Raw genomic sequence first — 14081 nt, forward strand, 5'->3', positions numbered from 1 at the left:
ACTGATTTGTTGTGAGGTATTTGATGAGAAAGACATATGATCACTCCTTTTCTTAATACCTCAATTATACCATATTTGAAGATAATATATTAAATTTTCAAGGTTCAAATGGCCCATTTGTCGGGCAACTCATATTAATGAAATTAAATAAAAGTCAATGGTTGTATAATGAAATGGTGTATATTAGAATAGAATAGTTATGAGAATCTTTATTTAGGATGGAAATAGGTGCAAAAGGGATAGCACCAATACGAGAAAAGAGGAGCTTTCGTATATGAATTTTAATATGAACTTTAGTCAGTTAACAAAATATGAAAAGCTAAATGCCTACATGGAACATGTAGCACCGATTTTGAATCTTGATGCTTTATTTTGTGATGGGACGAAGCAATATCGTATTCCAGATGAACCAATGATAAATGATGAGGTAAAGATACGTTTTCGTACTGCAAGGGAAAACGTAGATCAAGTGTATCTTATTTCAACATATAGTAGACAAGAGATGGTGAAAGTTGAGCATGATAAGTTGTTTGATTATTATGAAGGAACAATTCAATTAGAGACAGTAAAAGTAGAATACTATTTTGAAGTTCGAAGTGGAAACTTTACATGTTATTATAACCGTAAAGGTGTAATGAATGAGATACAGAATATCTATAATTTTGTGCTTATGCCAGGATTTCAAACTCCAAATTGGGCAAAGGGCGCAGTAATCTATCAGATATTTGTTGACCGCTTCTATAATGGAGATACGAGCAATGATGTATTAGATCGAGAATACAATTATATAGGTGAAGGAACAAGTAAGGTTAATGATTGGAATAAGTACCCGTTAGCAATGGGAGTAAGAGAATTCTATGGTGGAGACTTACGTGGTGTTATGAAGAAGCTAGATTATATCCAAAGTCTAGGTGTTGATGCAATCTATTTGAATCCAATCTTTGTGTCACCTTCTAATCACAAATATGATATACAAGATTATGATTATGTTGATCCACACTTTGGCGTTATTGTAAAAGACGAGGGTGAGGTATTACGACCTGGAGATACGAATAATCAACATGCAACAAGATTTATTACAAGAGTTACTGCTAAGGAGAACTTAGAGGCGAGTAATGCCTTGTTTGCGGAGCTTGTAGAGGAGATTCACAAGAGAGGAATGAAAATTATCCTTGATGGTGTTTTTAACCACTGTGGATCGTTTAATAAATGGTTAGACAGGGAATGCATCTATAAGAAGGAGGAAGGATATGAAAAGGGTGCTTATATTGATGAAAACAGCCCGTATCGTTCGTTCTTTAAGTTCCGTGATAGAACATGGCCATACAATAGTCGGTATGATGGTTGGTGGGGACACGATACACTACCAAAACTAAACTATGAAGAGTCGCCAAAGCTATATCAATATATTTTGGATATTGCTAAGAAATGGCTTTCACCTCCTTTCAATATTGATGGCTGGCGTCTTGATGTTGCTGCAGACCTAGGACATTCCAATGAATACAATCATAAGTTCTGGAAGGACTTTAGAAATGCAGTGAAGGAAGCAAATCCAGAGGCAATTATTCTAGCGGAGCATTATGGAGATCCAAGTTCATGGCTACAAGGCGATGAATGGGATACCGTAATGAATTATGATGCATTTATGGAACCACTAACATGGTTTTTAACAGGGATAGAGAAACATAGTGATGAAGCTAGAAGCGACCTATATGGGCAATACGAAGCGTTTTATGGATCAATGAGCCATCATATGACGAAGTTTAATACACAATCGCTATTTGTAGCGATGAATGAGCTGTCTAATCACGATCATTCGAGGTTTTTAACACGAACAAACAGAAGAATAGGTCGTACGGCAACAAGTGGTCCAGATGCGGCGAATTATGGCATAAATAAAGCGGTTATGAGGGAAGCAGTACTAATTCAGATGACTTGGCCAGGAGCGCCTACAATCTATTATGGAGATGAAGCTGGTGTATGTGGTTGGACTGACCCGGATAATCGTAGAACGTATCCATGGGGACATGAAGACATAGAGTTAATTGAATTACACAAAGAACTTATCCATATTCACAAAAGCTATGAGGCTTTGAAAACTGGTTCTATGATTTTCTTGTGCGGTGGAAATCATTATTTTAGCTTCGGACGTTTTGATTGTAACGATAAACTAGTTGTGATTGTGAATAATGCGCAACAGGAGCAAGTGATAGATGTGCCAGTATGGCAAGTAGGTATTCTTGATACAGACAGATTGGTACGATTGATCCAAACGAATAGTGAAGGATATAATTTAAAGGCACAGATGTATCCAGTACAAGAGGGATATGCGAAAGTAATAATGCCACCAGAGTCTTCGGCAATCATAAAGACAATTGACGCTTTTTAGTCAGTTGTCTTTATGAGACTTTATGTAGAAAGATGAGGTGATTTAGGAGATAGAGCATTTTATATAGTACTAGATACCGTTATAGTAATATGTTTGATGCAAATATGGTTATTCTTAACATTACGGTTTGCTTTGGGATATATAGTAAAAACAAATGAATTTTGCTTATAAACAAGAAAATTAAAAAAATTAAAAAAACTTCAAATTAGTACTTGCAATTTTAGAATTATCTGCTATAATAATATCTTGTCAGAGCAATTAAGGAAGGGTTCCCGAGTGGCCAAAGGGGGCAGACTGTAAATCTGTTAGCTACGCTTTCGAAGGTTCGAATCCTTCTCCTTCCATTAATGCCGGCGTGGCGGAACTGGCAGACGCACAGGACTTAAAATCCTGCGGGCCTAATCGCCCGTACCGGTTCGATTCCGGTCGCCGGCATTTTATTAAAATGCTGAATGTAGAGTATGGGTAAGTTGATTTCGATAAATTATAGACTATGATTTATTACTTACATCATTGGTGATACATAACACAAGCCCAGATAGCTCAGTCGGTAGAGCAGAGGACTGAAAATCCTCGTGTCGCTGGTTCGATTCCGGCTCTGGGCACTTTAAAACTTAATATGCGGGTGTAGTTCAATGGTAGAACACTAGCCTTCCAAGCTAGATACGTGGGTTCGATTCCCATCACCCGCTTTGTATATATACTATACAAAGTAATACGCGCGAGTGGCTCAGTGGTGGAGTATCGCCTTGCCAAGGCGAGGGTCGCGGGTTCGAATCCCGTCTCGCGCTTACTGTAATTATAGGACTTCTAACTAGAATGGTTAGAGGTTTTTTTGTTTTTATAATAAATATTCTAACGAAGCAATATTACACTTTTTACCATCAGCGATTGACTTTTGATTTTAAGAAAAGTATAATTTATTAAAGAGTAATCAAAGTAGAAATGCGATTGCATTTTTATATTAATTTAAATTACAGACATCTTATTGCTTGATTTAACTTACAAGCCATGTTTTTATTATAAGGAGTGACTATGGAATCATATACTTACTATTTTCCACGTATTATTCGTTATAATATGACTTCAATTGAATTTCTTCAAAGATTCCATACATATATACTAGAAAATTGCATTAAAGAGGTTTTGCTTAATTTTGAAAATACGGTTAGGTTTGAGACTAACCTATTATCTTTTTTTTCGTATATTTTAGAGAAACTAAATAAATTAGGGATAAAAGTAATGCTGAAATTGAAAAGAGAGTCTCATACTATTCCATATGATAAAATTATAGGAATGATTTTCAAGACATATTCAGCATATAATCAATGTTCGTTGAAATGCCGAAAAATAAATGATAGTAACAGTCGACAAATTGAGGACTTACTTATTAAGCATTTAAAAGGTCTTAATATTAAAGGATATAAGTGGATAAAGATTATCCTAAGTGAATTAATTGCGAATATAAAAATGCATACTCAACTAAATGAAGGAACAATTGCAGGTTATATTGACGAAACAGAAAAAATGTTGATGTTTTCAATCGTAAATTATGATATTACTATTAAAGATAATATTCAACAAAAAAATGGGTATATATTTGATAATGATTTTGATGCCATTATATGGGCACTTAAGAAAACTAATACAACTCGTTTAGGAGAAGAACCAGGAGGGTTGGGACTATATTTATTAAGAAAATATATTGCAGAATTGGCAGGTGATTTTTCAATTATATCTGGAAAGTACTATTTAGAATTCAACAATAAAAGCTATAATGAAAAAGATGAAAACAAAATTGAAGTTGAGAGGGTTTCAACATTAAAAAACATCTTTAATGGTAATATGATTACAATTAGGATACCCTTTATTATTGAAAATACACAAATGAAAATAGATGACCTAACAAATCAAAGTATTGATTTGTTAAACTGGGGAATATGACATATAATTATATTAGGGGGAATAAGTATATAATGAATTGCTTTATAGAATTCTTAAGTGATAATTATCAAAAGAAATTAAGACTTTTAGCACAAGGACGTAGCGAAAGATATGAGGAATCGATTGATACATATAAGAATATGTTTATAGTACATTGGAAAAATGCTATATGTAAATGCGAAGAAAAGTGTGTATACAAAGAAACGTGTAATTATATGAAAACTATTTATAAAGATATAAATAAAAATCAGATACGAGAATTTTTTGACATATTAAAAAATATATATTTAATGTGGATTGATGCAAAATCATCAGAAGCCATACAAATTTTTAAAAAGTTGTTAATAGATAATAACCTTTTGAATTTTGAGGCATATAGTAATGAAAACTATATATACTTTAAAGGAAGAGAAAGCAACCAAGTTCTTACAACGTGGGATATGTTTCATATACCATTTAATAAAAGATATTTAATAAGTAATCAAATATATAGTTTGACGGGACAACCAATAATTTACTTGGGGAAATCAATAATTGATATTGCGGAAGAACTCGAAATCGAAGATATAACAAAATTCAAGGTTTCAACTATTCAGTTGCAAAATAATATGCGATTATATGATTTGAGAAACAATCTATATGATGATATCATGGATATTGATATTAACTTACTGTTAGGCATTGAATGCGAGCAAAAAGAGGAAAATTTCTTTCGAATAATTCTTTCTTCAGTTTGTAGTTTTAGGAAAAAGCAAGAATTAAAGGGTTTTAGTTTTTGCGAAGAATATGTATTACCACAATTGTTAGCACAAATAATCAAAAATAATAATTATGATGGAATTATATATTATTCAACAAAAAAATTTGAGAAGTTAACTTTTGAAAAGAAAAAACTAGGGTTTACACTAAATGATATTTTAAATGAGGATTGTGAATATAAAGAGAATCTTGCCTTATTTACAGATATAAACACAGACCATGTTTATGATAAATCGTTATATGATACGATAGACATAAGTGTACCTATTGATGTTTCTAAAATTGAAAATATTACAATTGAAGATTTAAAACAACTACAGAAAGATATTTTGGATACAAAAAATCAAGAAAAAGTTTCAAAAGCAGATAAAATAGTATCAGCATATAATAGAGTATATAATAAAATGGAATTGTCAGGTGAAGAATATTCAAATACAAATTTTGGACAGTTACATTTATATCATTTATATGGTATATTAAATAAAATATTAATTTCGTAATGAGAGGTGGCAATATGGCTGAAAAATTGAAGATAATAGATGTTATTGGAACAAAGGCTGCTGATGATGATTCTAAGGGGAATGTAGCTTTTAATAAGATTTCAGAATTGTCACAGTCGAACAAAGAAATATTAGTGGATTTTGAAGGTGTTGAATTGGTGAATACGGCTTTTTTAAATAATGCGATAGGAAAATTATTTAATCCGCGGGAATTTGATTTGGTGAAATGTCAAATTAGAATTATAAATCTGAGTGATGATATGATGACTTTATTAAAAGAGAGTGTAAAAGTTGCAAAATTGAAATATGCGAAACTGTAATAAAATCGCTAATTCTTATAATTAAGAGTTAGCGATTTTTTAATGAACAAAAAAGAGTATTCTATAAATTGAAGTTATCAATCATTTTAACTTTCTCTGTTCTGCCCATCAAATTATAGTAATTACGCCATTCCTCAAGCGATTGTAACGGTATTTTTACGCCATTGATTTCGGTATAATCCAAAACATTTTCTTGTTTTAATGGAAAGTAATACTCTTTCTCGCCACTGATAATAGTAAAACCAGCCATGACATCTATGTCAACACCATCCACCTTGAATTCCAAGAAATGTTTTGTTTTATATTGAGGGTTTGGAACTTGTGGTTGGAGCTCCCCAAATTCCAGAATGATGCTCTTCAATATTTCAACATCAGTTTCGGCTACCATGATATCAATATCATGGAAATCTGTTGCAATTCCTTTGAAATATAGTAGCATTGATGCACCAACAGCCCATGTTATGTTCTTTTGATTAAATTTGTGTGCAATGTTAGATAAAATAGTTAGTTTCTTGTCTAAATCTCCCATATATCCACCTCATTTTCAACTATATTAATATTTGGTAGAGTATTTCTAGCCTTCTTTCTGATGGTCATTATTCTTTCCTTGCAATAAGTAATCCATGCTCACTATAACCTAGATTGCTTTTCTTATCGCAAATATCCATATGGATACCCATAAATGATTGAAAATCTTTCTCACTCATTTGATTAACAGTATCTCTGTATATAAAAATGGGACCATCTGTTGCAATATTATGAATTAGCTGTAAGTTATGCGCTTCTAAATCCTGTTCTACCATTTCAGGAGTTGTTGAATAGAATAGATTACTATTGTCTATATGTCCATTTTTCATATAATTTTCTAAAAAGGAGAAGTTATCTTTTAGCTCAGAAAAATGAGCCATATAATTTGCACATCTGTTTATATATGCAAGCATATAGATTCCACCTTTTTTAAGAACACGAAGAGTCTCAGATAAAGACTTTTCCCTATCGGCTTCAGAACATAGGTGATAGTAAGAACCTAAATTCAAGACAACGTCGAAAGTATTATCGCTAAATTGAGATAAATCTAAGACACTTCCTTCGTATATATTCTTTAATTTCATATTCTCTTTGTCAACTGCTCTAATATGTTCGACATTGATTGTCATCAAATCTCCCGCAGTTACATTGCAACCTAAGTCTGCAAGGGGGAAAGAATAGATGCCACCGCCAGCACAAGCATCAAGTACATTCATTTCAGGTTTGCAATACATCTTTAAATAGTGCATAGTAGTAAAAAATTCTATTTGACCTGCCTGTGATAATAAACGTTGACTTTCGTTGCAATCATCTTCATAGAAACTTTGTATTTCGTTCATATTAAACCTCCTCGTTGGTAATTTAAATACTTTTTTGCAAATTGGTTTGTGCTCATGTAACATGTGTTGGGCTTAGAATAACATGATTTGTGGAACATTTCAAGAGTACGAGAGAAGATATAATTTACATAAATAGTTGACAATACAATATGAAGTGGTAGTATTTATTATGTAAGGAAGATACAGGGGGAAACGAATGTGAAAATAAAAATAAAAGTATTACTAGCAGTAGCGATCGTTGCAGCGGTAGTGATAGTTGCTTTTTGTACAAGGCAAAAGGTTCTTGGAAATATGAGTCATACTATTAAAGAAGTGAAAACTTCAAGTTCTGAATTTTCGTTTACTGGAAGTGAAGGGGATAGGATTAAGATTTCCCTAAGAACAACTGTAAAAAGTGGTACAGTCGATTTTATTCTAAGTGACTCAAAAGGTAATGTTGTGGCAGCGTTAGATAGAGCGAAAGAACTAGAGACATATCTGGATTTAAGCTATGATGATACCTATACATTGACTGCTGAATACACGGAATTCACAGGAAAATTCAGTGTAAAAGTTAGTAAAAAGAGATGATAGTTTTGAAAATATAGTACATTAAGAATGAGCCTTATCCTAGTTTGATATGGCTCATTTTTACAATAGACACTAAGTATACATGCTAGAAGGGGGATTTATAATGCAAAAGTTTAGCCATCTGTATAACCCTATAACCGCTACACCCTTTAGAAATGATAGCAACTACATTGAGATTATGCCATGTGAAGGTTTAAAGCCATATATAAAATGTTTTTGGGGAACAAAGAAACCTGTTACCAAAACAAAAAATAATATCGTAGCAGAGGAATTAGTAATTCAAGATACATGTATGGACATTATTTTTGATGTAAATTATACCGAAAATACAATATATAGTAGCTTCATTGGAATAAATAATGAGCCTTTTAGAACGGCAACTCCAAATGCCAAGGAGGAAACGACTTCTATTTTTGCAATACGTTTTTATGCGTGGACAGCGGCACTGTTTTCGGAAGATTCAATGGCTGGTGTAAAAAATAATGTTTTTGAGGTACAGCAACACTATTCAAAGATAAAATCAGCGATCGAACCACTGTTATATGATATATCTACTTTGAATGAGCGAGTAAAAATAGCTGAAAAAGTTCTTCTTACTAAGTTGAATAGGAAACGAGTAAATCATAATTTAGAAAACGCACTATTTTGTATACTAAATAATAAAGGCAATATTAAAACGACTACACTTGCAGATGAGGTATATATAAGTAGCAGGCAGTTAGAACGCATATTTAATGAATATATAGGTGTTTCACCCAAGCAATTGAGCTCTCTAGTACGTTATCAGTATTTATGGAATGATATTTTGTTTAATCAGCATTTCAATGTGTCGGATGCAGTTTATCGTTATGGTTATGCTGATCAATCACATTTGTTACATGATTTCAAAAGATATCATACGGTGTCACCAAGTGAGGCAAAACAGCATGCATTAAGCGTGAAAGACATCGTCTAAATAGTTGCTAATGTCGCATAATTACAATATAACCACGAAATAGAAGTGTAAAATAGGAATTGTAAAAAGTATAATTTATAGTTAAAGAAGAAAAATAGTAAGTACAGGGGGATAATTATGTTAACAAAACAAACATACGATAGAATAAAAACATGGGTTTACCGTAATGCAAGAGACTTCGAACTTAGCTTATGGAAGTATTATTTTGAAAACGGAAGCAAAGAGGATGTAATTTCAGCGTTATCTTATTTCCAGAATGAAGATGGAGGATTCGGGAATTCTTTAGAACCTGATAACTGGAATCCAAATTCCACTCCTTATACAACGTTATATGCAATAAATATATTAAAAGATATTGAATTTACAGATTTGAGTCATCCGATTTATGAAGGGATTCTAAAGTATCTTTATAGTGAGAAAGATTTCATGGAATATGGTTGGAGATTTTGCGTACCTACGAATGATAACTTTCCTCATGCTCCGTGGTGGAACTTTAGTGAAGAGGCAAACGTAATCGAAAGTAAGGGAGTAACGATGGGGTTATCAGTATTCGTGCTAAAATATGCAGATAAGAGTTCTAGCCTATATCAAAAAGTAACTGCGTTAGTGAAGGAATTATTAAACAAGTTAGTGATTGACGAGAGATTCGGAGAAATGGGGATTGGTGGATATATAGACCTTGTTGATGTTTTGAAGGAATTGAACTTTGGGGAATATGATTATACTTTATTAGAAGAAAGAATAAAGAATTTGATTAAAAATTCAATTGAGAAGGATACTTCTAAATGGCAGTACTATACTGTTCGTCCATCAAAATATATTACAAGTCCACAAAGTATCTATTATAATGAAAATAAGGATATTGTAGAGACAGAAATGAAGTATCTTATCGAAACGTTACCTCAAGATGATGTTTGGGGAATCACGTGGACATGGTTTGATAATAATGAAAAATATTCAAAGCAATTTGCTATTAGTGAGAATTGGTGGAAAGCAGTTAGAGTGATTGAAAATATGATTTTATTAAAGAATTTTGATTTTTTGGAGGATAACATATGTTAAGAACATTATTGCAAATCTATGTTAAGGGAAGCGATGAGGCTTTTGAATTTTATAAAACAGCATTTGGTGCGGAGATAGGCTTTCAAGACGTTGATGAAAACGGTGTTGTAATACACAGAGAACTTAATGTTGAAGGACAAGCAATTGCAATTGGTGAGGCGGAAGACACCACGAGAGCTGGTGGTGAGAAACGGATTACAGGCAATACGATGCAGTTTTGTATTCAATTTGGAGAAGGACAAGAAGATAAGGTGCGAAAAGCATATGAGACTATGCTTGAAGGAAGCGAAATCATAACAGCATTTGGAGAATTGAGTTTCTGTCCTTGTGGAGTGGAGTTAATTGATAAATACGGTGTGTGGTGGTGTTTATTTGCGTAGGGCGACTATATCAATTGGAACTCGCCTCAAGTAGAGTGCAGAACAGTGTAATCATTTTTCAAACAAGATCATGTAGAATAAGAAGAGGGAAAGGAAAAGCCCTCTTCAATTAAGGAAAAGCAAGTGGTGCGGTAATGAATACTGCATCACTTGCTTTTCCTTATTGTTTGTTATTAAGTTTTGGGATTTTGAAGCTTTTATTTCTCGGATAGCAATACCTTTCTATCACTTCTTAATCTATTGAAAATCATGTCAATCAGCTTTGTTAGCAGGAACTTGATAACAGGACAGACAATTGCAAGACCAGCAAATAGTAAGACTGCAGGAAGTGAAAGAGGAGCTACATAAAGCATTTTGCTAAACAGGAACGTTGCTAAATAGAACCCACCGAAAGCTGTAACAGATACAAATGCTCGTGGGAGATCTAATGGGCGACAAGCGTTAAATACTGCAACTAATCCTGCAAAACTGGTGATGAAATACATAACTGTGGTTGCCTGTGGCTCTGAAATACCAATCAGTGGCGAAATAATCAGTGTGAGAAGAATGTTGATTATTATGAGCACTGAATACGGCAATGCTTTGCTAATAACGTTTGGAAGAAACTTGCCACGAATGCGGGTACCATCAGGTGCTAATGCTAATAAGAAAGATGGATATGCTTCTATGGCAAAATCATACAGCGTAATTTGTATCGGAACAAATGGGAATGCTGTCAGTGTTAAAATCGAGAAGATTGACAGTAAAACCGAATATATTGTTTTGATAAAGAATACGCCACCAAATCTTGTGATATTGTTTACAACACGGCGACCTTCCATAACCATATCTGGTATAGCGGTAAAGTCTGAATCTAATAAGACAAATTTGGATACCTGTTGTGCGGCATCACTGCCGCTTGCTACAGCAATACTACAATCTGCCTCTTTAAGAGCTAATACATCATTTACACCGTCACCAGTCATTCCAACAGTATGACCATTGGCTTGCAATGCTTTTACGAGCTGGCTTTTTTGCTGTGGAGTAACTCTGCCGAAAACACTATATTTTAGGGCAGCAGCAGCAACTTCACTTTCTGAATGTAGAGTAGACATATCAATATAGGAATCATAGTCTTCAAGTCCAGCTTTCATTGCAATGCCTGATACGGTAACTGGATTATCACCTGATATAATCTTAATATCTACGCCTTCTCTGCGGAAAAATGCAAGCGTTTCCTTGGCATTTTTTCGTATCGGATCGTCAAGTTCAATAACTGCAATTAAATCCACTTCTGGCAGTTTGTTATTTTCAATCTGCTTATTCGTATGAGCAAGGCATAAAATACGACGTCCTGCATTTTGCGCTTTTACTGCTTCAGCAGGCAACATAGATGCCTGACCTTTAAGCACCATTTCGGGTGCACCGATTACAAGCGTTCCCAAGTTCTCAAATGTAGCAGAACTCCATTTTCGTTCTGAGGAAAACGGTGTAATATGGGTTGGAGCAAAAGAACGATCTTCAGAAAAATACTCTCTTAAAGCAACAAATGTAGCATTGTTATCCTCTAAAGCTCCTACAAAGCAAGAGATTGCTTTATCAACAGGGATAGGTAGGAGTGATTCATTCTTAATATAAAGATTTGAAACACACATTTTACCTTCTGTAATTGTTCCAGTTTTATCAAGGCACAGCATGTCCACATGGGCAAGTGTTTCAAGTGCATATAAGTCTTGCACGAGAACTCTTTTTTTGGACATTTTAACAATTCCCAAAACTAATGATGTACTGATGAGAAGTAGGAGGCCTTTCGGCAACATTCCAAGCAGTCCGGCAGAAGAAGATACTACAGAATCAAACATAGAATCACCACGCATGAAATAGGCTTCGATGAAAAGCAATATACCAATAGGGACAATGAAATAGCTTGTGAATTTTGTAACCTTACGCATGGAATTAAGTAGTTCGGAGTTGGTCTTTTTATGTTTTTTCGCTCCAGCAGCCAGCTTCGCTACGAAATTATCAGCTCCAACATGCTCAACTTGTAGATAAGCATTTCCACTCACAACAAAGCTACCAGAAAGCAAGTTATCTCCTGGTCGTTTGAAAATCGGATCAGCTTCCCCTGTAAGGAGTGCTTCGTTTACTTCGATTTCACCTTGTACGACAACACCATCTGCACATATTTGATCGCCTAGACGTAGGAGAGCAATATCATCTAGCACTAAATCTTCTACTGATATCTCTTGTGTTTTACCATCCCTTACAACTTTCGTTTTGGTTGCGCCGAGCAGGGAGAGATTTTCAACCATCTTTTTCGCATGGATTTCTTGAACAATACCAATCATTACATTTGTTGCAACAATCAATACAAATACCATATTCGTATATGCACCGACAAGAGCCAAACAGATAGCAATTATGAAGTTAAAAGCATTAAATAAAGTAAAGACATTATCTCGAATGATTTCTCCTGTTGTTTTTGTGATTTTTTCTTGTGCAGTATTGGTTAATCCCTTTGCAATTCTTTCATCAACTTGTTGTTGAGAAAGACCGTTCTGGACAGACGGATGAACCCGCTGTAAATCTTGTTTTGTATCCATGTATTCCTCCTTGATATGTTAGAGTGTGTTTGAAAAATCATTACATTGCTCTGCACACTCCACTTAGTATAATCATTTTTTAAACAAATTTTTATCTTTATCAATTGAATTTTTTTGAGAACTCTGCTAATTCCAACCAATATTGGAATTATAATAGCAAGTACAATATATCAGAAAGTGCTACTTTCGTCAATCGTACTTATATTCTCTAGGATTACGAGTTTATTATAGTAGTTGACAAAATGACTACTTAGCGATATTATGTAGTTAGTACTTAGTAATGGTTAGTACCTAAGAAAGATAAAATACACCAGTGGAGGTGAATGCATGGAGAACCTTAGTGAGATGCTCAAGGGAGTGTTAGAAGGGATTGTACTTGAGATTATTAGTAGGGGTGAGATATATGGATATGAGATTGTAAAATACCTAGCCAAGATGGGGTTTTCCGATATTGCGGAAGGAACAGTTTATTCATTATTAATACGTTTAGAACGTAATAAACTAGTGGATATTACGAAAAAGCCATCAGAGATTGGGCCACCAAGGAAGTTTTATACACTGAACGACCAAGGCTGGGAGGAACTAAACTCTTTTTGGGTACGTTGGGATTTTTTGAGCGATTGTTTAGAGAATTTGAAAAAAGGATGGAGGGACTAATCATGAGTTTTAGTCGTGAGATACAGGAAAAAATTAATCGTTTTGCAGCAGAACAGTCAAAGAATTATCTACAGGATGCTGAGATGACATATATGGAAAAACTGAGAAAAAAAGGTGGAGAGGCGAAGGGGAAGTTAAATCGGAATATTTCTCGTTTTAAAAACCGCTCTGAACAAAGTATAGAGGCTCAAAATGATTTGATACTTTATATAAGTGATTATATGAATGACTTAATGTCACAAGGGCTTTCGGAGGAAGATGCATTTGCAAAGGCAAGCGAAACGATGAAATTTGAAAGTGGCAGTAAACAAACGACAGATATAGAGAAGCGTTTTCAAGAATATTATGAAAATATGGACCCAGCCCAGCATGAGTTAATTGGTATGCAGTATGGAGGTCTAACATTAATTGGGCTTACTGTAGGTGGATTAGTTGGCTACATTGCCAGTGGTGGAAGAACAGCATTTCTAGGTGGCGGCTGGATTGATACGTTGATTGGTTTGGGTGTTGGCGTACTGATTGGTGTTGGAATTGCATTAATTGGGCATGCGCTGATACTTAGTCGAACGAAAAGATAAAACCGCTTGACAACAAAC

General features: G+C 34.2%; 13 protein-coding genes and 5 tRNA genes. 15 read left to right on the forward strand and 3 right to left on the reverse strand.

Annotated elements, in window-relative coordinates:
- Positions 1-274 precede the first annotated feature (274 nt).
- From RMR19_RS10000 to RMR19_RS10040, 9 genes are all read left to right on the forward strand, one after another.
- Positions 275-2389 (forward strand): glycoside hydrolase family 13 protein, encoded by a 2115-nt coding sequence (locus RMR19_RS10000; protein WP_310603355.1) that lies wholly within the window; start codon positions 275-277, stop codon positions 2387-2389.
- A gap of 262 nt (positions 2390-2651) precedes the next feature.
- Positions 2652-2733: transfer RNA gene (locus RMR19_RS10005), tRNA-Tyr, on the forward strand.
- 5 nt (positions 2734-2738) lie between these two features.
- A tRNA-Leu gene (locus tag RMR19_RS10010) sits at positions 2739-2824 on the forward strand.
- Positions 2825-2921: 97 nt separating this feature from the next.
- Positions 2922-2994: transfer RNA gene (locus RMR19_RS10015), tRNA-Phe, on the forward strand.
- A gap of 16 nt (positions 2995-3010) precedes the next feature.
- A tRNA-Gly gene (locus RMR19_RS10020) sits at positions 3011-3081 on the forward strand.
- 27 nt (positions 3082-3108) lie between these two features.
- Positions 3109-3180: transfer RNA gene (locus RMR19_RS10025), tRNA-Gly, on the forward strand.
- 244 nt (positions 3181-3424) lie between these two features.
- Positions 3425-4333 (forward strand): hypothetical protein, encoded by a 909-nt coding sequence (locus RMR19_RS10030; RefSeq protein ID WP_310603356.1) that lies wholly within the window; start codon positions 3425-3427, stop codon positions 4331-4333.
- Positions 4334-4365: 32 nt separating this feature from the next.
- Positions 4366-5592 (forward strand): hypothetical protein, encoded by a 1227-nt coding sequence (locus RMR19_RS10035; RefSeq protein WP_310603357.1) that lies wholly within the window; start codon positions 4366-4368, stop codon positions 5590-5592.
- 14 nt (positions 5593-5606) lie between these two features.
- Entirely contained in the window at positions 5607-5912 is a 306-nt protein-coding gene (locus RMR19_RS10040) for an STAS-like domain-containing protein (protein ID WP_310603358.1), read from the forward strand.
- Positions 5913-5973: 61 nt separating this feature from the next.
- On the opposite strand, the gene RMR19_RS10045 is transcribed toward RMR19_RS10040, so the two are convergent.
- On the reverse strand, positions 5974-6441 hold the full coding sequence (locus RMR19_RS10045; RefSeq protein ID WP_310603359.1) for a nucleotidyltransferase domain-containing protein: 468 nt from the start codon (positions 6439-6441) through the stop codon (positions 5974-5976).
- Between the two features lie 67 nt (positions 6442-6508).
- Positions 6509-7279 carry a class I SAM-dependent methyltransferase gene (locus RMR19_RS10050; RefSeq protein ID WP_310603360.1) on the reverse strand — a complete coding sequence of 257 codons (771 nt, stop codon included), beginning with the start codon at positions 7277-7279 and terminating at the stop codon, positions 6509-6511.
- Positions 7280-7477: 198 nt separating this feature from the next.
- Here RMR19_RS10050 and RMR19_RS10055 point away from each other — a divergent pair, with 198 nt between their 5' ends.
- The 4 genes from RMR19_RS10055 (at position 7478) to RMR19_RS10070 (ending at position 10246) form a co-directional block, all read left to right on the forward strand.
- Positions 7478-7849 carry a hypothetical protein gene (locus RMR19_RS10055; RefSeq protein WP_310603361.1) on the forward strand — a complete coding sequence of 124 codons (372 nt, stop codon included), beginning with the start codon at positions 7478-7480 and terminating at the stop codon, positions 7847-7849.
- A gap of 103 nt (positions 7850-7952) precedes the next feature.
- Positions 7953-8804, forward strand: a complete 852-nt coding sequence (locus tag RMR19_RS10060) for a helix-turn-helix domain-containing protein (RefSeq protein WP_310603362.1) — start codon at positions 7953-7955, stop codon at positions 8802-8804.
- A gap of 117 nt (positions 8805-8921) precedes the next feature.
- The gene (locus tag RMR19_RS10065) at positions 8922-9866 is read left to right on the forward strand and encodes a hypothetical protein (protein ID WP_310603363.1); all 945 of its coding nucleotides are present in this window, start codon (positions 8922-8924) and stop codon (positions 9864-9866) included.
- Positions 9860-10246: a VOC family protein gene (locus tag RMR19_RS10070; RefSeq protein WP_310603364.1), complete on the forward strand. Its 387-nt coding sequence runs from the start codon at positions 9860-9862 to the stop codon at positions 10244-10246. Before RMR19_RS10065 ends, RMR19_RS10070 begins: the two co-directional genes overlap by 7 nt.
- A 197-nt stretch (positions 10247-10443) precedes the next feature.
- On the opposite strand, the gene RMR19_RS10075 is transcribed toward RMR19_RS10070, so the two are convergent.
- Positions 10444-12828, reverse strand: a complete 2385-nt coding sequence (locus RMR19_RS10075; protein ID WP_310603365.1) for a cation-translocating P-type ATPase — start codon at positions 12826-12828, stop codon at positions 10444-10446.
- Between the two features lie 327 nt (positions 12829-13155).
- On the opposite strand from RMR19_RS10075, the gene RMR19_RS10080 reads away from it, so the two are divergent.
- Positions 13156-13485: a PadR family transcriptional regulator gene (locus tag RMR19_RS10080; RefSeq protein ID WP_310603366.1), complete on the forward strand. Its 330-nt coding sequence runs from the start codon at positions 13156-13158 to the stop codon at positions 13483-13485.
- 2 nt (positions 13486-13487) lie between these two features.
- Positions 13488-14063 (forward strand): hypothetical protein, encoded by a 576-nt coding sequence (locus RMR19_RS10085; RefSeq protein WP_310603367.1) that lies wholly within the window; start codon positions 13488-13490, stop codon positions 14061-14063.
- Positions 14064-14081 lie beyond the last annotated feature (18 nt).

The organism is Anaerosporobacter sp. (assembly GCF_031551385.1).
In the GTDB taxonomy this organism is placed as follows: Bacteria; Bacillota; Clostridia; order Lachnospirales; family Lachnospiraceae; genus Anaerosporobacter.